The following is a 20,248-nucleotide window of genomic DNA, read 5'->3' on the forward strand; positions in this document are numbered from 1 at the left end:
GGGGGCGTCGTTGGTGCCGTCGCCGGTCATCGCGACGAGCTTGCCGCCGGCCTGCTCCTTCTTGATCAGCGCCATCTTGTCCTCGGGGGTGGCCTCGGCAAGGAAGTCGTCGACCCCGGCCTCCTCGGCGATCGCCCGGGCGGTCAGCGGATTGTCGCCGGTGATCATGACCGTCCTGATGCCCATGCGGCGCAGTTCCTCGAAGCGTTCGCGCATGCCCTCCTTGACCACGTCCTTGAGGTGGATCACGCCGAGGACCCGCGGTGCCTTCGCGCCGTCCTTCTCGGCGACCACCAGGGGCGTACCGCCGGCGGCGGAGATGCCGTCCACCAGCCGGGCCACGTCGGCGCCGACCGTGCCGCCGTGCTCGGTGACCCAGGTGGCGACGGAGCCGGCCGCGCCCTTGCGGATCTGCTTGCCGTCCACGTCGACGCCGGACATGCGGGTCTGTGCGGTGAACGGAACCCAGGTGGCGTGCGCCAGCTCGCCCTGGGCGCGGGCCCGCAGGCCGTACGCGGTCTTGGCGAGGACGACGATCGAGCGGCCCTCGGGGGTCTCGTCGGCGAGCGAGGAGAGCTGGGCGGCGTCGGCGAGTTCACCCGTCTCCACGCCGTCGGCGGGGAGGAACTCGGCGGCCTGCCGGTTGCCGAGGGTGATGGTGCCGGTCTTGTCGAGCAGCAGGGTGTTCACGTCGCCCGCGGCCTCCACGGCCCGTCCGGACATCGCCAGCACGTTGCGCTGCACCAGGCGGTCCATGCCCGCGATGCCGATCGCGGAGAGGAGTGCGCCGATGGTGGTCGGGATCAGTGCCACGATCAACGCCACCAGCACGACCGTCGACTGCGGCGCTCCCGCGTAGGAGGCCATCGGCTGCAGGGTCACCACGGCGATCAGGAAGACGATCGTCAGCGAGGCCAGCAGGATGTTCAGCGCGATCTCGTTCGGGGTCTTCTGCCGGGCGGCGCCCTCGACCAGGGCGATCATCCGGTCGACGAAGGACTTGCCGGGCTCGGAGGCGATCTTCACCACGATCCGGTCGGACAGCACCTTGGTGCCGCCGGTGACCGCGGAGCGGTCGCCGCCGGACTCGCGGATCACCGGCGCGGACTCACCGGTGATCGCCGACTCGTCCACGCTGGCGACGCCCTCGACGACGTCACCGTCACCGGGAATGGTCTGCCCGGCCTCGACCACCACGTGGTCACCGAGCCGCAGCGCAGTGCCCGGCACCTCCTCCTCGGCCTGCGAGGCAGGCCAGTTGACGAGTCGACGGGCGACGCTCTCGGTCCTGGTCCTGCGCAGGGTGTCGGCCTGGGCCTTGCCGCGGCCCTCGGCGACGGCCTCGGCCAGGTTGGCGAAGACGACGGTCAGCCACAGCCAGACGGTGATCGACCAGGCGAACACCGACGGGTCGGCGATCGCGGCGATCGTGGTGACCACCGAGCCGACCTCGACCACGAACATGACGGGGTTCCTGACCATGACCCGCGGGTCGAGCTTCTTCGCCGCGTCCGGCAGGGAGGAGACGATCAGCTTCGGGTCCAACAGGCCGCCCCGGACTCTGTGCGGCGCCTCGCCGTTCTCGACCGGTGCGGGGGCGGGGGTGAGCGTGGTGGACATCAGTGGAGACCTTCTGCGATCGGGCCGAGGGCCAGGGCCGGGAAGTAGGTGAGGCCGACGACGATCAGCACCACACCGGAGAGCAGGCCGACGAAGAGCGGCCTGTGGGTGGGCAGGGTGCCCGCGCTGACCGGCACCGGCTGCTGCCGGGCGAGCGAACCCGCCAGCGCCAGCACGAACACCATCGGCAGGAACCGGCCGAAGGCCATCGCCAGGCCGAGCGCGGTGTCGTACCACTCGGTGTTCACCGTGATGCCCGCGAAGGCCGAACCGTTGTTGTTGGCGGCGGAGGTGAAGGCGTACAGCACCTCGGAAAAGCCGTGCGGGCCGCTGTTGAGCATGCCCGCCCGCTCACCGGGCAGCGCCATCGCAATGCCGGTGCCGACCAGCACGATCGCCGGGGTGGTGAGGATGTACAGGGAGGCGAACTTCATCTCCCGGCCGCCGAGCTTCTTGCCCAGGTACTCCGGGGTGCGGCCGACCATCAGACCCGCCACGAACACCGCGACGATCGCCAGGATCAGCATCCCGTACAAGCCGGAGCCCGTACCGCCCGGCGCGATCTCCCCCAGCATCATGTTGAAGACCGTCAGACCGCCGCCGAACGGCGTGAACGAGTCGTGGAAGGAGTTCACCGCACCCGTGGAGGTCAGCGTCGTCGACGCCGCGAAGAGGCTCGACGCGGCGATGCCGAAGCGCTGCTCCTTGCCCTCCATCGCCCCGCCGGCCGCCTGCAGTACCGGGCCCGCGTGCTGCTGCTCGAAGAAGGTGATCAGTGCGGCGGAGGCGACCCAGAAGAGCGCCATCACGGCGACGATCGCGTAGCCCTGGCGGTGGTCGCCGACCATCCTGCCGAAGGTGCGGGGCAGCGAGAAGGAGATCACCAGCAGCAGGAAGATCTCCAGCCAGTCGGTGAAGCCGTTCGGGTTCTCGAAGGGGTGCGCCGAGTTGGCGTTGAAGAAGCCGCCGCCGTTGGTGCCCAGCTCCTTGATGACCTCCTGCGAGGCCACCGGACCGCCCGGGATCGCCTGCGCGTTGCCGGTGAGAGTGGTCACCTCGTGGAGGCCGTGGAAGTTCTGCACCACACCGTTCGCCACCAGGACGAGGGCGAAGACGATCGACAGCGGCAGCAGCAGGCGCAGCACGATGCGGGTGAGGTCGACCCAGAAGTTCCCGACCCGGTCGGTGCGGTTGCGGGTGAACCCGCGGATCAGCGCGGCGACCACGGCGATGCCGACCGCGGCGGAGACGAAGTTCTGCACCGCCAGACCGGCCATCTGCACCAGGTGGCCCATCGCGGACTCGCCGCTGTACGACTGCCAGTTGGTGTTGGTGGTGAACGAGACCGCGGTGTTCCACGCCTGGTGTGCCTCCATCTCCGGCACGCCCAGGCTCAGCAGCAGGTGCGTCTGCAGGCGGATCAGCCCGTACAGGAAGAGGACCGACAGGGCGGAGAAAGCCAGCACCGAGCGCAGGTAGACCGGCCACCGCTGGTCGGCGTCACCGTCGACGCCCACCAGCTTGTAGAGGCCGCGCTCGGCTCTCAGGTGCCTGGCGGTGGTCAGGAGTTTGGCGATGTAGTCGCCGAGGGGGCGGTAGCACAGGGCCAGGGCGCCCACCAGGGCGAGGGCCTGCAGCCACCCGGCAGCAGTGGAGCTCATGTCAGAACTTCTCCGGGTAGATCAGCGCGACGACGAGGTAGCCGACGAGTGCGACGGCGACGATGAGACCTGCGATGTTGTCGGCGGTCACAGCTTCTCGACCCCCTTCGCTATCAGGGCGATGACGGCGAACACGGCGACCGTGACACCGACGAAGACGAGATCTGCCATGGGTTCCACCTGGGTGGCTCAGGGACCGGGGCCGGGGGCCGACGCGGTCCGCACTACGCCGGCGGGTAACCGGCACAGGAAGCCAATCAGCAGGTCAGGCGGCCGTACGGGGTCCTGACACGCTCCATACGGCGAGGCCGGAAACCTTGACGCCGCCTTGACGACGGCGTCACGCGGCCGAGACCGGACATCGTCCGAAACGTGTCCGGGCCCGGGGCAGCCTGGCTGCGCCGGGCCCGGACACCGCTGGTCTCAGAGCTTCTCGGGTTCGGGGACGTCCCGCACCGGGGCCGGCTCGCCACGCCGCATCGCCCCCGGCGCCCGTCGCGCGGGCCGGTCGGCCCGGGGCGCGGAGGACAGCTGCCACGGCACGCTGATCACCATCACGCCCGGGGTGAACAGCAGCCGGGACTTGAGCCACAGCGCCGACTGGTTGTGCAGCAGTTGCTCCCACCAGTGCCCCACCACGTACTCCGGGATGAACACCGCGATCGCCTCGTGCGGGTGGTTACGCCGATACTCGCGGACGTACTGGACGACCGGCTTGGTGATCTCCCGGTACGGCGAGTCCAGCACCTTGAGCGGCACCTGCACGTCGTAGGCGCTCCACTGCGAGCAGAGCTCCTCGGTGGCGTCCTTCTCCACCGCCACCGTCAGGGCCTCCAGACTGTCCGGCCGGAACGCCTGGGCGTAGCCGAGGGCCCGCAGGGTGGCCTTGTGCAGCTTGGAGACCAGTACCACTCCGTGTACCCTGGCCGGCCGCACCGACTCGGCGCGGGCGTCCTCGACGGCCAGTTCGTCGAAGACCGCGTCGTAGTGGCGGCGGATGCCCCGCATCATCAGCCACAGCACCGCTGCGGCCAGGACCGCGAGCCAGGCGCCCTGGGTGAACTTGGTGGCCAGCACGATCACCAGCACCAGGGCGGTGAACACGCCACCGAAGGCGTTGATCACCCGGGAGCGGCGCGCCGGGGAACGCACCGCCGGGTCCGTCCCGGTGCGCAGCACGTCGTTCCAGTGCCGGACCATGCCGAACTGGGAGAGGGTGAAGGAGGTGAACACGCCGAGGATGTACAGGTGGATCAGGCTGGTGACGTTCGCCTGGTAGAACCACAGCAGGGCGCCGGCCACCACCGCCAGGGCGATGATGCCGTTGGAGTACGCGAGGCGGTCGCCGCGGGTGTGCAGCTGGCGGGGCAGGTAGCGGTGCTGGGCGAGGATCGACGCCAGCAGCGGGAAGCCGTTGAACGCGGTGTTGGCCGCGAGGATCAGCACGAGCGCGGTGGCGGCCTGGACCACGTAGAACAGGATGCTGTCGCTGCCGCCGAAGACGGAGGCGGCGAGCTGGGCGATCGCGGTGGGCTGGGTGTAGTTCGCGCAGTCACCGGAGACGCCGGTCAGCTGGCAGGGGTCGTCCACGTAGTGGACCTTGGCGATCATGGCGAGCCAGGTGACGCCGACGAACATCACGACCGCGGTCAGGCCCATCGCCGCCATGGTGGTGGCGGCGTTCTTCGACTTCGGCCTGCGGAAGGCCGGCACCCCGTTGGAGATGGCCTCCACACCGGTCAGCGCCGTACAGCCGGAGGCGAACGCCCGCAGCGCGAGGAGCAGCAGCGCCAGTCCGGCCAGGTTCGCCTTGCCCGGCTCCGGTTCGATTCCGTACGCCGCGCTCTCGGCCACCGGGGTCTCGCCGAACACCACCCGGATCATGCCGGTGCCGATCATCAGCAGGATCGCGGTGATGAACAGGTACGTCGGTGCGGCGAACGCCCGCCCGGACTCGCGGACGCCCCGCAGGTTCATCGCCGTGAGCAGGACGACGAAGCCGAGCGCGAAGCCGACCCGGTAGTCCGCCAGGCCGGGGAAAGCGGAGATGATGTTGTCCACACCCGAGGCCACCGACACGGCAACGGTCATCACGTAGTCGACCAGCAGCGACGCCGCCACCACCAGGCCGGCGCTCGCCCCGAGGTTCTTCGACACCACCTCGTAGGAGCCGCCGCCGCTCGGGTAGGCGTGCACGACCTGGCGGTAGGACATCACCACGACGGCCATCAGCACGACGACCGCCGCGGCGACCCACGGCGTCAGGTAGAGGAAGGCGGTACCGCCGACCGTGAGGACGAGCAGGATCTCGCCGGTGGCGTACGCGACGGAGGACAGCGGGTCGGAGGCGAAGATCGGCAGCGCCAGTCGCTTGGGCAGCAGCGTCTCGCCGAGCTCTTCGCTGCGCATCGCCCGGCCGATCACGAGACGCTTCAGCGCCTGGGGCAGGTTGAACACAAATCGAGCGTATGGCTTGCGCACACGGCTGCAATGTTGTCGTACGGCCCCCTCCACTGCTCCGCCCGCTGAACGTTTCCACAGGTGAGATGGGTAGCAGCTCTCATTTGATGCCGTTTCGGGCGCGTTAAGAAGACCGTTAAGGGATCGTCAATATCCGCACACGGAAAACGCCATAAGGGGTATTTCTGGCGCCTCACGTGCGCAGTCGGAGGCGGCAGACGACGGCGTCGGTGTGGCGGCGCAGGGCGCGGTCGACGACGGCGCCGCGCTGGTTCTGCAGGACGCGCTGCCACAGCCGGGCGGGTTCGACCTCGGGGATCAGGACAGTGATCCGGTCATACGCGCGTTCGGCAGTCAGGGCATTGACGTGGTCGGCGATGGGCCGGCCGAGGCGCCGGTGGCCGTCCGGGATCTCGACCAGGGGGACGCCGGGTCGCCACAGTTCCCAGTCGCGGCGCAGGGCCTCGGCGGCCTGCCGGTCCTCGGCGTCCGGTGCGGTGTGGACGACGGTGACGGCCTGGACCTCGTCACCGAGGCTCACCGCGGCGGAGAGGGCGTCCCTGGTGAGCCTGGTGATGGCGTGGACGGGGACGATCACGAGGGAGCGCTGGCGGGAGACCGGTGCGGGGACACGGCCGAGGCCGAGGCGCTCGCCGATCCGCGCGTAGGCGCGGTGGATCAGTTCGAAGAGCAGCACCAGCAGCGGCAGGGCCAGGCAGATGCCCCAGGCGCCCTCGGTGAACTTGGTGCCGGTGACGACCAGGGTCGCGATGCCGGTGAGCAGGGCGCCGAAGCCGTTCAGCGCTGCCTTGCCGTGCCAGCCGGGGCCGCGCTGCTGCCGCCAGTGCCGGACCATGCCGACCTGGCAGATGGTGAAGCCGACGAAGACGCCGATGGCAAAGAGCGGCACCAGGCTGTTGACGTCGCCGCCGGAGGCGATCAGCAGGGCGGCCGAGACGAGTGCCAGGAAGAGCACGCCGTGCCGGTGGACCTGGCGGTCGGCGCGCAGCGCGAAGACGTGCGGCACGTGGTTGTCGCGCGCCAGCAGGTGCATCAGGACCGGCAGGCCACCGAAGGAGGTGTTGGCGGCCAGGGCCAGCAGGACGACGGTGGCGAACTGGACCAGGTAGAAGCCGAAGCCGTGGCCGAGCGAGGCGTCCGCGAGCTGGGCCAGCACCGTCACGCCCTCGACCGGCTGCAGGTGGAAGCGGCCGATCAGCACGGCCAGGCCGATCAGCATGACGCCCAGCAGTGCGCCGAGGGCCACCTCGGTGCGCTGCGCCCGCTTGACGCCGGGTGTCCGGAAGGACGGCACCGCGTTGGCGATCGCCTCCACACCGGTTAGCGCGGAACAGCCGGAGGCGAAGGCCTTCAGCAGCAGCAGCGCGCCGACGGTGCTCGCGTTGCCGGCCAGTGCCGAGGCGTGTCCGGCGGCGGCCTCGGTGGAGGCGGGCGCGTCCCGGAACAGGCCCACGACGATGATCGCCAGGATCGACAGCACGAACACCGCGGTCGGTGCCATGAACCAGCGGGCGGATTCGGCGATGCCCCGCAGGTTGACCGCCGTGACGAGAGCCAGCACACCGAGACAGAGCCAGACCCGGTCCGCGTACAGCCCGGGGAAGACGGAGGTCAGCGCCGCCACGCCGGCGGTCACCGACACCGCCACGTTCAGGATGTAGTCGATCACCAGCGAGGCGGCGGCCGTCAGCGCCGTACGTCTGCCCAGGTGTGCCTTGGCGACGGCGTATGAGCCGCCACCGTCCGGGAAGGCCGCTATCACCTGCCGGTACGAGGCGACCAGCACCGCCAGCAGCACCGCGATCGCCGCCGTCACCGGCAGGGTGAACCCGAGCCCGTACCCGCCGGCCGCGGCCAGCACCAGGACGATCGACTCGGGCCCGTACGCCACGGAGGCCATCGCATCGAGCGAGAGCGCGGCCAGACCGCCGAGGGCGGTCAGCCGGTGGCGGTCGTCGGCCGGACGGTTGTCGGGCGGCTCGGGCTCGGCCGCCTCCTGGACTCCGGCGGGCAACGGATCGACGGGACCGGACATCGGGTACCTCCACGGACAGGGCATGTTGGTGCGATCGTCCGACACGTTCCGACCGGCGGAGTCCTTCCCTACGGCGTCCTGACGGCATACCCCGTGATCTTGATGCCGTCCTGACGGCGGAGCAGCCCGAGCCCCCGGGAGCGACGGGGCTCCCGGGGGCTCGCAGGATGACACCCGGCGCCGGTGGCACGCGGCGCCGGGTGGGTTCAGGGCCGGCTACTGGCCGGGCTTGCGGCCGTGGTTGGCCTTCTTCTTGCGGCGGGCCTTCTTCTTCCGGGCGCGCTTGGACACGTCTCTCCTGTCCGGTGGTGCGGGTGGGTGGGTCAGGCTCCGGTGACGAGTCGGTCGGCAAGCCGTCCCAGGCGACGCTGCGAGCGGTCCTCGTGGACGGCGATCGCGGTCGGTGCGATGTCGCCGCCCTCGTAGTACTCACCGTTGATGAGGCGGACGTCCGGCAGGCAGAGCCGGACGACCGCGGCGGCGCCCTCGGCCGGCGGCGCACCGACCCGTCCGTACAGCGGCAGCAGCGCGGTGTCGCACAGGCCGGGGTTCACGCTGACGGCGGTGATGCCGGAGCCCTCGGGGGCCATGGCGAGGGTGTCGATGCTCAGCGCGAGCTGCGACTGCGCGTAGGCGGCGACCCGGGAGTACTTCTTGACCCGGTTGGGGTCGTTCCAGTTCATCGCGGCGGTGCGGTGCAGCGAGGAGGAGACGTTGACGATCCGGGCGTCACCCGCTGCGGAGAGCGAGTCCTGCAGCAGGTTCGCCAGCACGTGCGCCGCCAGGAAGTTGACCTGGAAGGACACCTCGATGCCGTCCTCGCTCAGCGTGCACCGCTCCGGCGCCATGATCGCCGCGTTGTTGACCAGCAGGTCCAGCGCCGGGAAGGCCGCCGCCACGGCGGCGGCGAGGTTCCGTACCTCGGCGAGGCGGGTGAAGTCGGCGGTGACGAGGTGGAGCCGGTCGCGGGAGACGCCCCGGGCCACCAGGCGATCGATCGCGTGCTCGCCCTCGTTGAGGGTGCGGGCGTGCAGGACGACGGTGGCACCGTGCTCCGCGAGGAGCCGGGTCGTCTCCCAGCCGATCCCGGAGGAGGCACCGGTCACGAGGGCGGTACAGGCGGACAGGACTTCGGACATGGCTCGATCCCAGGCAGAAGGGCACCCCGGGGTCCCGGGACGCGCGAGGGCGCGTCCGGGTGCCGGAGGTGCGGAAGGTGGCAGCGGAATTCCCGCCGGGCGCGAGCATCAGCGCTCTGGGCGCCCGGCGGGGACACGACCGGTAGGCGGGCTGCTGTTCTGCCCGTCTGCCGCGGCACGATCGGGTGCGGCGCGGGGAGGCGATCCCTACCGGACCGTGCGAACGACGACCGTGGCACAGCCCAGCGCCCGCGGATGCGGCGGGCGGTCGTGGTGGCGTGCCGGTCGGTTCATGACGTCCATTCAAGTGTCGCCAGCCGGGCCCCGCAAGGGACCGTCACCCGCTCTGACGAATCCTTGACATCGCTCAACAGCGGTCTTCTGCAAGGTGATCGGCGAGTTGGACGACCTCGAGCCTGATCCTCCGCCGCGGCATCGCACCGGGCAGGGCCGCGAGGAGCGCGGCAACCGTGAGGACGCCCAGGCGCAGCAAGTCCGTGCGGCCGGCCCAACCCAGCACGGCGTAGCGGTGGACGGCGAAGCCGTTGAAGAACAGCCAGCCCGACAGACCTGTCAGAGGTGCCGCTGTCGGGCGGGACACGGCACCGACGAGGGTGCACAGCAGCGCGTACGCGCCGAAGGTGTACCAGCCCGCGTTCAGCTCCCCGACCCAGCCGAGCACCGGTGTGAGGAAGCCGCTCACGGTCAGCGCCGCGGCCAGGGACATGCCGGTGCCCAGTCGCTGCACCGCCGGGTGAAGCCAGCGGCCCCCGGGCCGGACACGGTACAGCCTCACGGGTGCGCTCCCTCGGCGGTCGGACATTCGTCGGTCGTCAGCCAAGCCGCCGTCGCACCCCGCGAAGCCGATCCTGACGGGTTCCTGACGCCACAGGCCCCGATCCCAACGCATTCTTGACGTGCGAAGCCGGCGACCCGCCCTGCTCAGAAGAGGAACTGCACCACAAGCGTGTCGATCAGCTTGATGCCGACGAACGGGAGGACCAGTCCGCCGAGACCGAAGACACGGAGGTTGCGGGCGAGCAGCTGGGAGGCGGAGGCCGGGCGGTACCGCACTCCGCGCAGGGCGAGCGGGATCAACGCGACGATGATCAGCGCGTTGAAGATGATCGCCGAGGTGATCGCGGACGTCGGGCTGTGCAGCTCCATGATGTTGAGGTGGCGCAGGCCCGGGTAGGCGCCGGCGAACATGGCGGGGATGATCGCGAAGTACTTCGCCACGTCGTTGGCGATGGAGAAGGTGGTCAGGGCGCCGCGGGTGATCAGCAGTTGCTTGCCGACCTCGACGATGTCGATCAGCTTGGTGGGGTTGGAGTCGAGGTCGACCATGTTGCCGGCCTCCTTCGCGGCCGAGGTCCCGGTGTTCATCGCCACGCCGACATCGGCCTGGGCGAGTGCCGGGGCGTCGTTCGTCCCGTCGCCGGTCATGGCGACCAGCTTCCCGCCCTCCTGCTCGCGCTTGATCAGGGCGAGCTTGTCCTCGGGCGTGGCCTCCGCCAGGAAGTCGTCCACCCCCGCCTCGGCCGCGATCGCCCGCGCGGTGAGCGGATTGTCTCCGGTGACCATCACCGTCCGGATGCCCATCCGGCGCAGCTCCGCGAAGCGCTCACGGATGCCGTCCTTGACCACGTCCTTCAGCTCGACGACGCCCATCACGCGCGCTCCGTGCCGGTCGTGGACGGCGACCAGCAGCGGGGTGCCGCCCTGGGCGGCGATCGCGTCGACGGCCTCCAGCACTTCGCCCCACACCAGCCCGCCCCGCTCGTACACCCACGCGGAGATCGCCGCCGAGGCACCCTTGCGCACGCTGATCACCGTTCCGTCCGGCCAGAGCAGGTCGACGCCGCTCATCCGGCTCTGCGCACTGAACGGAACGAACTCCGTGCGTCCCAACTCCCCGGGCGCACGCTCACGCAAGCCGTAGTCCTTGGCCAGGCTCACGATGGAGCGGCCCTCGGGCGTCTCGTCGGCCAGCGAGGACAGCCGGGCCGCCTCGGCGAGCCGGTCGTCCGGCACACCCGGGGCGGGCAGGAAGCGGACCGCCTGCCGGTTGCCGAGGGTGACGGTGCCGGTCTTGTCGAGCAGCAGCACGTCCACGTCGCCGGCCGCCTCCACGGCCCGCCCGGACATGGCGAGCACGTTGCGCTGCACCAGCCGGTCCATGCCGGCGATGCCGATCGCGGAGAGCAGGGCGCCGATCGTGGTCGGGATCAGCGCCACCAGGAGAGCCACCAACACCGCGGTCGACTGTTCGGCGCCCGCGAAGACGGCCATCGGCTGGAGCGTGACCACGGAGAGGATGAAGACGACGGTCAGCGAGGCGAGCAGCAGGTTGAGCGCGATCTCGTTCGGCGTCTTCTGCCGCTCCGCGCCTTCGACCAGGGCGATCATCCGGTCGATGAAGGTCAGCCCCGGCTTGGCCGTGATCCGCACGACGATCCGGTCGGACAGGACCGTCGTTCCGCCGGTGACGGAGCAGCGGTCGCCGCCGGCCTCGCGGATCACCGGCGCCGACTCGCCGGTGATCGCCGATTCGTCCACCGCCGCGATCCCGTCGACCACATCGCCGTCACCGGGAACGGTCTCCCCCGCCTGCACGACCACGAAGTCGTGCAGCCGGAGCCGCCCGGCGGGAACGGTCTCCTCCTCGAACCGGGTCAGCCCCACCCGCCAACTGCGCAGCCGCCGCGCCGTGGTGCCCGTCCGGGCCCGACGCAGCGAGGCCGCCTGCGCTCTGCCGCGCCCCTCGGCGACCGCCTCGGCCAGGTTGGCGAACACCACCGTCAGCCACAGCCAGAGGCTGATCAGCCAGGCGAAGACGCTCGGCGAGAGGATCGCCGACAGGGTGGTCAGCGCAGAACCGACCTCGACCACGAACATCACGGGATTGCGCACCATCACCCGGGGGTGCAGCTTGCGCAGCGCCTCCGGCAGGGCCGCGGCCAGCTGCTTCGGGTCGAGCAGGGCACCACCCGCCCGGTGCCGCCGACCCGGGGGCCGCCCCACCGGAGCGGGCGCGACGACGTCCTTCTCGGGAGCAAGGGAGAGCATGCGGCAGACCTCCTCGGGCGCGGACCGGCAGCTGGAGGCCGACCCGACGGCCGGCGGTCAAGCCAACCGCGCAGCGCGACACCGCTGCCCGGGCCCTGACGGAATCCTGACGCTGCGCCAGCACCGATTGACGGAGCGTTGACGCAGACCTGCTGCCAGGACCCCGGGGGACTTGGGGGCCGATCCGCCATCGTCGCGGCAGGGACCCCGACCCCTGCTCCGTTCCGGTGTCCGCCGGGGTCATGGGCGGGCAATCCAGGGCACTCGTCGGGGTGACCGACGCACTGAGCAGCCTGGCCGCCTCCTGCCGCGCGGTCGAGGGTGTGCCGGGCCCGGCGCTGGTGCGCGCCGCGTGCCGGCACCGAGGACCGCGTCGTGCCCGCCACCACGCGAGCCGGGCTGCGGGTACTGCTCGCCCGCGACCGGCGCCGAACGGCCGGGAGCGGGAACCGAGCGCAAGGATCCCGTTAACGAGACCGCGCCGGGGCCAGACTTCCGCCCCACGCCTGTTACACCGGAGAACAGGAGGTGCACCATGCGCCGATACCTCACCCTGCGGGGGCCGCTCTCCCTGCTCGTGGCGGCTGTTGCCCCGCTGGTCCTCAGCCTGGTCCTGCTGCCGTTCCGCGACAGCATGGCCAACACCAACGTGGCCCTGCTGCTCGTCGTCATGGTCGTCGCGGTGGCCGCGCTCGGCCACCGGCTGGCCGGCGCCGTCGCGGCGCTCAGCGCGGCCGTCTGGTTCGACTTCTTCTTCACCCAGCCCTACCAGCGGTTCGCCATCGACGCCGGCACCGACATCACCACCGCCGTGCTCCTGCTCGCCGTAGGCCTCGCGGTCTCCCAACTCGCCGCCCGCGCCCGGCGCTTCCAGGTGATAGCGATCACCGACGCGGGCTACCTCGCCCGCATCCACGACACCGCCGTCCTGGCCCGCAACGCCAACTCCGCGCTCACCGTGGTGGACCACGTCCGCGACGAGCTGGTGGACCTCCTCCAGCTGCGCAACTGCCGATTCGAGTACGGCTCCCTGATCGGCCACCCGCCGAGCCTGCAGCACGACGGCTCCGTCACCGTGGGCCGCCGCACCTGGGACGCCGACGCCCTCGGCCTGCCCGAGGAGGACGTCGAACTGCGGATGTTCGGCAACGGCAAGTACGTCGGCCGCTTCATGCTCGAACCCACCCCTGGGACAGTGCCCTCCCGGCAGGCGCGCCTGGTCGCCGTGACCCTGGCCGACCACGCGGGCGCCGCGCTCGACAGCCTCACCCGGCCGGTCAAGGCGGCCTGACCGACGCCGGACGCACCGGATGAGGACGAGTCGGCCCACAGGACGTGATCAGTCCTGCGGCCGGCCTCAACCCGCCACCTGGCCGTCGAAGTCGGTTTCGGTGCGCCCGACGCTACGCCGCGGACGATCGGCTCCGGGACTACCTAACGGTGTCATGACGCCCACCCGCTCCGTCATGACGGATCGCTGACGGCGTTGTGCGAAGGCGGTCAGCCGATGACGCCACGGACTCCTGGATCCGCCGGAACATCAACCGCTCGTGAGTGAGGGTGTCCTGGTACTCGTCGGACGCCACGCATGCCGCCGCCGCGGGCAGCGTCAGTCCCGCCGGTCCGCGTGCGGCGAGGTCGAGCAGCGTCAGCGCGCGTGCTCGGACGCCGGTCACGTTCCCCTGGACGGACAGGCTCGCGGCTGGGGCCGCCCCTGCAGCACTCCATGAACCGGACGAACCTTCGAGGTGCTAAGGCCTTGATAAAATGATCGCCAACGGTGTGCCGGGAAGTCTGGTCGGCCGGGGGACGGACCGCGGCGACCGCCGTGGCGCCCTCGCGAACTGAGCTGGGGTTTCGGCGATGCGCGCGGTCGGGGCAGTCCTCCTTCTTGTCGTCCTGGCCACCACGGTGGCCACCGGCGCCCGCCGCTGGCGCATACCGGCACCCTCCCTCCTGGTACTCGCCGGGATCGCGGTCGCCCTGATACCCGGGGCACCCGCCCTGCACATCGCCCCCGAGACCATCGGCCTGGTCGTCCTGCCCCCGCTGCTCTACGCCTCCGCCGAGGAACTGTCCCTGCGCGATCTGCGCTCGGTGTGGCGGCCGGTCACGATCCTCGCCTTCGGCCTCGTCCTCGCCTCGGCCGCCCTCGTCGGCGCACTCGCCGCCGCCCTGACCCCGTTGCCGGCCTCGATGGCATTCGTTCTCGGCGCGGTCCTGGCCAGTACCGATCCGGTCGCGGTGACCGCACTCGGTCGACGGCTCGCCCTGCCCGGCCGGGTACAGGTCCTGGTCCAGGCGGAGAGCCTGTTCAACGACGCCACCTCCCTGGTGCTGTTCCGGGTCGCCGTCACCGTCGCCGTCGCCACCGGCGCGGTCGGCTGGCAGGCGGCGGGAGGGCAGTTCGTCCTGCTGGCCGGTGGAGGCAGCGCGATCGGCGCCGCCGTCGCCGGCGGGGTCACCCTGATCCGCCGCCGCACCACCGACCCGGTGCTGGAGACGGTCATCGCCCTGGTCACCCCGTACGGCGCCTACGTGCTCGCCGAGTCCGCCCACACCTCCGGCGTCACCGCCGTGGTCGTCGCCGGCGTGCTGCTGGGCCGCTCCGGGCACCGCCTGACCGACGCCCGGATCCGGCTCCAGCTGCACGCCGTGTACGCGGTCGTGGTCTTCCTGCTGGAGAGCGTGGTCTTCAGCATCGTCGGCCTGGAGCTGCCCACGCTGGTCCGGGAACTCCCCGGCGGAAGCGGAATGTGGCCGCTGCAGGCCCTCGCCATCGCCACCGTGCTGATCGCACTGCGCGTCTTCTGGATGCTCCCCCTCTCCGCGGCGGTCGGGCCGAGCCGCGGACGACCCTCTTGGCGGATCGCCGCCGTGGTCAGCTGGGCCGGCACCCGCGGGGTGATGCCGCTCGCCGCCGCGCTGTCGATCCCGCTCGCCGCCGAGGACGGCACCCAGCTGCCCGGGCGGGCCCTGGTGCTCGTTCTCACCACCGCCGTCGTGGTCTTCACTCTCGTCGTCCAGGGGCTGAGCCTGGCACCCGTCGTCAACCGCTCCGGGCTGGCGCTCGAACCGGAACACACCGCCCGTGAGGAAGAGGACGCCCGTGGCGCACTCACCCGGGCGGGCCTCACCCACCTCGACCAGCTCGCCGATCTGGAGACCATCCCCGGGCACGTCGTCGACCGCGTCCGCCGCGGCCTGGAGGCCAGGCTCGAACCCCACGACGAACCGGCCGCCGGAACACCCGCGCTGGTGGTCTACCGCGAACTGCGCCGAGAGGTCATCGCCGTCCAGGGCGACGAGCTGCGCCGGCTCTACGACGACCACCGGATCAGCGACACCACTCGGCGCACCCTGCAGCGCGACCTCGATCTCGAGGAGACCGGCCTCGGCACCGCCTGACGGCCCGCGCGGTCGGCGCAGTCTCCCCTGCAGCCTGTCCGCGGGATCGGTATCGTCCGCCCCAGTGCACCAGCCCTGCAGCCGAGCGCCCGCGCGGAGGAGGACCCATGGCCGACAACGGCCCCGAAGCCCGGCAGCCGACACCCGGTCACCCGGGTCGTTCCACCGGCTTGGCGGGCCTCGCGCTGACGATCGGTGCCCTCGGCGTGGTCTTCGGCGACATCGGCACCAGCCCGATCTACACCCTGCAGACCGTGTTCAACCCGGAGGACCCGCACCCCGTACCGGTCTCCACGGAGAACCTGTACGGGGTGGTCTCGCTCATCTTCTGGTCGGTGGTGGTCATCGTCCTGGTCACGTACGTCCTGCTGGCGATGCGCGCCGACAACGACGGCGAGGGCGGCATCATGGCGCTGATCACCCTGCTGCGGCGGTCGGCCTCGCAGCGGGGCCGGAGGACCACCGTCGTGCTGGCCGCGCTGGGCATCTTCGGTGCGTCGCTGTTCTTCGGCGACAGCATGATCACCCCGGCGATCTCGGTGCTCTCCGCGGTCGAGGGGCTCAAGGTCGTCGAGCCGTCACTGGAGGACGCGGTCGTGCCCATCACGGCCGCCATCATCGTCGTGCTCTTCCTGGTCCAGCGCAGGGGCACAGCAGCGGTGGGCCGGGTGTTCGGGCCGGTGATGATCCTCTGGTTCACGGCCATCGGGGCGTGCGGGATCTCCGGCATCGCCGACCACCCGGAGATCCTCAAGGCGCTGTCCCCGAGCTACGCCCTGGGCTTCCTGTTCGGCCACTTCGGCACCGCATTCTTCGCCCTGGCCGCGGTCGTGCTCGCGGTCACCGGCGCCGAGGCGCTCTACGCCGACATGGGGCACTTCGGCCGCCGGCCGATCACCCGCGGCTGGCTGTTCCTCGTCTTCCCGGCCTGCACCCTCAGCTACCTCGGCCAGGGCGCACTGATCCTCGACGACCCGGGCAACATCAGCAGCCCGTTCTTCCTGCTCGTGCCCGGCTGGGGACGGCTCGCGATGGTCGTGCTGGCCACGGCGGCCACCGTGATCGCATCCCAGGCGGTGATCACCGGCGCGTACTCGGTCGCCTCCCAGGCCGCCCAGCTCGGCTACCTGCCGAGGCTGCGGATCGCGCACACCTCCGAGTCCACCATCGGCCAGATCTACGTCCCCTGGATCAACTGGCTGCTGATGGTCTCGGTGCTCACCCTCGTCTTCGCGTTCCGCAGCTCCACCGCGCTCGCCTTCGCCTTCGGCATGGCGGTCACCGGCACCATCACCATCACCACCCTGCTGTTCTTCTACGTCGCCCGTGCCAGGTGGGGCACGCCGAAGTGGCTGGTCGCCGTCGGTGCGGCCGTCCTGCTCTTCGTCGACCTGCTCTTCGTGGCCGCCAACGCCACCAAGCTCCTCCACGGCGCCTGGCTGCCCCTCCTCATCGGCCTCACCGCGTTCACCGTCATGACGACCTGGCAGCGCGGCCGGGAGATCGTCACCGCCGAGCGGGAACGCCACGAAGGATCGCTGCGCCAGTTCGTCGACCAGCTCCACAGCGGGCGAGTGCGGGCGTTGAAGGTCCCCGGCACGGCCGTCTTCCTCAACCGGGGCAAGCAGACCACGCCCCTGGCGATGCGCGCCAACGTCGAGCACAACCACGTGCGGCACGACCAGGTCGTGATCCTCTCCATCCGGACCGAGACCGTCCCCCGGGTCGCGGCCGAGCAACGGATCGTCGTCGACGACCTCGGCTACGCGGAGGACGGGATCATCCACGTCACCGCCCGGGTCGGCTACATGGAGACACCCGACGTGCCCGGCACGCTGGCGTTGCTCGAACCGGCCGACACCGAGGGCGAGCTGCAACTCGACCAGGCGACCTACTTCCTGTCGAAGATCGAACTCCGGCGCGGCAAGGAACCGACGATGGCACCGTGGCGCAAACGGCTGTTCGTCGCCACCTCCTACATCACGGCCGACGCCGCCGAGTACTTCGGCCTCCCGCGCGACCGCACCGTCATCATGGGCTCCCACATCGAGGTGTAGCGACCGCGTCCACCGGGCCCGGAGAGCAGAAGGCCGAAGGGTGGCGCTGACACGATGTCCGCGTACGCCGACCGTAGGCGGCGTGGAATGAGCGCGCAGGTGTTCGTCGCGCCAGGCGACGGTCCACCCCGGTGCGACGCCCGCAGCGGCCGGCCACGCGTCGAACCGCCCACACCAGCTCGCGCCGGGCCGCCGGCCCCGCCCCCGGCTCGAAGACGTGACGGGCCCGTCTGCGCCGCACGTGGGTGGCCCGGTTATGGAGCCCACCGGCCCGTCGGCAGCCCCGGGCGTGACCGTACACACGGCTCCTGTCAACGTTCCGTCAAGTTCGATGCTGCCGGGGTCAAGGAGCCGTCAGGGTCGGACCAGCTGCCCGGCAGGCGGGAATAGTCTCCCCGGCGCGGGCTTCCTCTGTGCCCGCACCACCGCTCGGGGATTCGGATCCCCCGCACGCCCTCCGCCTGCTCCAACGTAGGCCTGACACCTCATGAGGAGTGGCACATGAGTGCCGACACCGCCGCCGGTCTCCTGGTCGCCGCCGCACTCGTCGTCTATCTGATCCTGGCCCTGAAGTACCCGGACAAGTTCTGAAGCGGGCTGCCGACCCGGCGGCTCATCGGAGCACCTCCTGAAGGGGCCGCCGGAACCTGCGCTGCGCGGCCAACGCCTCCTGCTCCGGCGGGGCCACCGGCACCGGGGCTGCCAGCTGCGAGGTTGTCGACATCGGCGGCACCAGGGAAGCGATGCTTCGAACGGTCCGGACGAACAGGCGGAGTACAGCTGCTGCCACCCGTCCGGATCGGGGGTGGTGAGTTCGACGATCAAGGCGCCGCAGAGAGCAGACGGCTTCGGCAGGTACGCCTTGGCGGACAGCAGTGGGACACGGGTGCCAGGTGTGAGTTCCCGGCCCGGGGTTTGTTCCGGCTGATGCCGGGCGCGTCCCGTTGAGCTGCTCGAGCCCGTACTTCCACTCCTCCGCGAAGTCCTCGCGGGTGCCCTCCAGCCACTGGCGCCCGGTCACCCGGGGCGAGGCCGAGTTCGCCGGCCTCCTCGCGGACCCGGTCCGCCGTGTCTCCCCCGGTGTGTGGACGTACTCATAATCAGCGGTACTCGCGCAGGCGGGGCCTGACGCCGAGGACGGTGAGCGCAAGGAGCGCAGCCAGCAGCACGGTACCGCCGGCGGCTGCAGGTCCGTCGAGTTCGCCGTCCGCCTGCGCCACCGCGCGGTCCATCGCCTGCCGGTTGACGGCGAGGACGGCGTCCAGCGCGTCGCCGAGCTCGGCGAAGTCGGCATTGGACTGGCCGGCCGCGAGGCCGGTGTTGAAGGTGACAGCTTCCTTGAGGCGGCCCTGGGCTCGCAGGGCGCGCATCCTCCGGTCATCGAGCTGGTACTGCCGGAAGGCCTCCAGTACGCGCTCGGCGGTGTCCTGTTCACCGGCGAAGGTGATGTTACGCAGCTCGTCGCCGAGGTATCCGCCGAACGGGACGTCGCTGCGGTCGGCGCGATGCGCCTCGGCGGCCGCCTTCAGCCGCAGGTCGTAGTCGCCGAGCGAGGCGCCCTCGAGCCGGGCGAAAGCCTGGGTCTTGTCGAAGAAGCCCTGCTCGTACGCGGCGGCCCGGACCGGGTCAGTGAGGTAGCGGCTCTCGTCCGCGTTCATGTCGTACGCAGTGGCGCGGGCGCGGCTGAGGGCGAGGACGGAGTCGTAGGCGTTGCTCTTGGCCACCACCAGGTCACGGTCGGCCTGCGTGGAGAGGTGCAGCCCGGCGAGCAGGGCGACCGCGGTCAGCAGGGTGACGGCGGCGAGCAGCGGGTTGACCAGGCGGCGGAAACGGACGGTGAGCGTGTGATGCAGGGCGCCGAGCGCCACGAGGGCGAGCAGGCCGGTCGCCAGGATCCACCACCAGCCGGCCGCGAGGCCCTCGCGCTGCTCCGTGTAAACGCGGTCCACGGTGGCGGCGTTGGCGGCGGTGACCTGGTCCGCCGCGGGCAGGAGGCGCTGGCGGAGCAGGTCGGTGGCCTGCCGGTAGGTCTCCAGTGCCTGCGCGGACGGCCGGCCGGCGGGGGCCTGGTCCTGGTCCTCCAGCAGCTGGGTGCGGGCCACCAGCGCCTCGTAGCGGCCGAGTTCGCCGATCACGGTCTGCACCGCGCGCTGCCCGGCCGGGTCTCCGGCGGCGGCCTCGGCGGCGCGCTGGAGGTCCTCGCCGGCCTCGGTGCGGCGCTGCTCGTAGGTGTCCAGGGTCTGCCTGCGCAGGGCGAGGTAGTCGGGGTCCGCGCCGATCAGCAGGAGGTTGGCCGCCTGGGCGTCCATGTCGCTGAGGGCGAAGTAGAGGTCGGCGGCGCGGACGGCCTGCGGGGCGGCCCGGTGGCCGATGACGTCGATGCCGTCCCGCGCACCGGCGAGCACCGAAGCGACGGCCCCGCCGAGGCCGAGCACACAGACCAGGCAGGCCGCGGTGAGCGCCCGGACCAGCCTCGGGGTGGTCCAGGAGGACCGGCCGACACGCCTGCGGGCAGCCGAGACCACGGCAAGGGGAGCGCGCGACCCGGGCGGCCCAGCTGCTGCCCCGGGGCCCGCCACCGCCGGCGAGCCCGTCCTCTTGGTACCGGTCGTCGTATCCAGCGCACCCGGTGCCATGACCGCGCGTCCCCTCCCCCTGCCGGTTGGCCGCCGAACGCCCTCCTCGGTGTGTCCGTCCGGAGAGCCGGACTCCGGCACGACCCGCGCTCCTTCCTCACGAAGGACGCGGAGCCGTTCGGCGCAGCTCACGCTAGGGGCC

At 71.2% G+C, this 20,248-nt stretch carries 14 protein-coding genes; 4 read left to right on the forward strand and 10 right to left on the reverse strand.

The window, feature by feature from the left end:
* The 9 genes from kdpB (IE98_RS0136310) to kdpB (IE98_RS0136350) form a co-directional block, all read right to left on the reverse strand.
* Window positions 1–1,620, reverse strand: a 1,620-nt coding sequence (gene kdpB, locus IE98_RS0136310) for a potassium-transporting ATPase subunit KdpB (RefSeq protein ID WP_043175965.1), incomplete at its 3' end; no start/stop codon positions are given.
* Entirely contained in the window at window positions 1,620–3,281 is a 1,662-nt protein-coding gene (kdpA, locus tag IE98_RS0136315; RefSeq protein ID WP_030276258.1) for a potassium-transporting ATPase subunit KdpA, read from the reverse strand. The genes kdpA and kdpB (IE98_RS0136310), both read right to left, overlap by 1 nt.
* 1 nt (window position 3,282) lies before the next feature.
* Window positions 3,283–3,372: a K(+)-transporting ATPase subunit F gene (gene kdpF / locus IE98_RS48575; protein WP_043175966.1), complete on the reverse strand. Its 90-nt coding sequence runs from the start codon at window positions 3,370–3,372 to the stop codon at window positions 3,283–3,285.
* Window positions 3,373–3,704: 332 nt separating this feature from the next.
* Window positions 3,705–5,738, reverse strand: a complete 2,034-nt coding sequence (locus IE98_RS0136330) for an APC family permease (RefSeq protein WP_030276260.1) — start codon at window positions 5,736–5,738, stop codon at window positions 3,705–3,707.
* Window positions 5,739–5,934: 196 nt separating this feature from the next.
* Window positions 5,935–7,797 carry an APC family permease gene (locus IE98_RS0136335; RefSeq protein ID WP_078661587.1) on the reverse strand — a complete coding sequence of 621 codons (1,863 nt, stop codon included), beginning with the start codon at window positions 7,795–7,797 and terminating at the stop codon, window positions 5,935–5,937.
* 216 nt (window positions 7,798–8,013) lie between these two features.
* On the reverse strand, window positions 8,014–8,088 hold the full coding sequence (locus IE98_RS52720) for a 50S ribosomal protein bL37 (protein WP_380419867.1): 75 nt from the start codon (window positions 8,086–8,088) through the stop codon (window positions 8,014–8,016).
* A gap of 32 nt (window positions 8,089–8,120) precedes the next feature.
* The gene (locus IE98_RS0136340; protein ID WP_030276263.1) at window positions 8,121–8,936 is read right to left on the reverse strand and encodes an SDR family NAD(P)-dependent oxidoreductase; all 816 of its coding nucleotides are present in this window, start codon (window positions 8,934–8,936) and stop codon (window positions 8,121–8,123) included.
* Window positions 8,937–9,303: 367 nt separating this feature from the next.
* On the reverse strand, window positions 9,304–9,732 hold the full coding sequence (locus tag IE98_RS45410; protein WP_052391448.1) for a hypothetical protein: 429 nt from the start codon (window positions 9,730–9,732) through the stop codon (window positions 9,304–9,306).
* Between the two features lie 146 nt (window positions 9,733–9,878).
* Complete coding sequence (gene kdpB, locus IE98_RS0136350) at window positions 9,879–12,005, reverse strand: potassium-transporting ATPase subunit KdpB (RefSeq protein ID WP_030276265.1); 2,127 nt, start codon at window positions 12,003–12,005, stop codon at window positions 9,879–9,881.
* Between the two features lie 535 nt (window positions 12,006–12,540).
* Here kdpB (IE98_RS0136350) and IE98_RS0136355 point away from each other — a divergent pair.
* The 4 genes from IE98_RS0136355 (at window position 12,541) to kdpF (IE98_RS45825) (ending at window position 18,061) form a co-directional block, all read left to right on the forward strand.
* Window positions 12,541–13,296 (forward strand): DUF4118 domain-containing protein, encoded by a 756-nt coding sequence (locus tag IE98_RS0136355; protein ID WP_030276266.1) that lies wholly within the window; start codon window positions 12,541–12,543, stop codon window positions 13,294–13,296.
* Between the two features lie 572 nt (window positions 13,297–13,868).
* Complete coding sequence (locus IE98_RS0136360) at window positions 13,869–15,413, forward strand: Na+/H+ antiporter (protein ID WP_030276267.1); 1,545 nt, start codon at window positions 13,869–13,871, stop codon at window positions 15,411–15,413.
* A 107-nt stretch (window positions 15,414–15,520) separates the two neighbouring features.
* A complete protein-coding gene (locus IE98_RS0136365) occupies window positions 15,521–17,470 on the forward strand; it encodes a potassium transporter Kup (protein WP_030276268.1) in 1,950 nt (649 codons plus the stop codon).
* 501 nt (window positions 17,471–17,971) lie between these two features.
* On the forward strand, window positions 17,972–18,061 hold the full coding sequence (kdpF, locus tag IE98_RS45825) for a K(+)-transporting ATPase subunit F (RefSeq protein WP_043175968.1): 90 nt from the start codon (window positions 17,972–17,974) through the stop codon (window positions 18,059–18,061).
* Between the two features lie 509 nt (window positions 18,062–18,570).
* On the opposite strand, the gene IE98_RS0136385 is transcribed toward kdpF (IE98_RS45825), so the two are convergent.
* Window positions 18,571–19,995, reverse strand: coding sequence for a hypothetical protein (locus IE98_RS0136385; RefSeq protein ID WP_052391449.1), 1,425 nt, complete (start codon window positions 19,993–19,995; stop codon window positions 18,571–18,573).
* Window positions 19,996–20,248: the final 253 nt, after the last annotated feature.

It is taken from the genome of Streptomyces sp. NRRL B-24484 (assembly GCF_000717715.1).
Taxonomy (GTDB): Bacteria; Actinomycetota; Actinomycetes; order Streptomycetales; family Streptomycetaceae; genus Kitasatospora.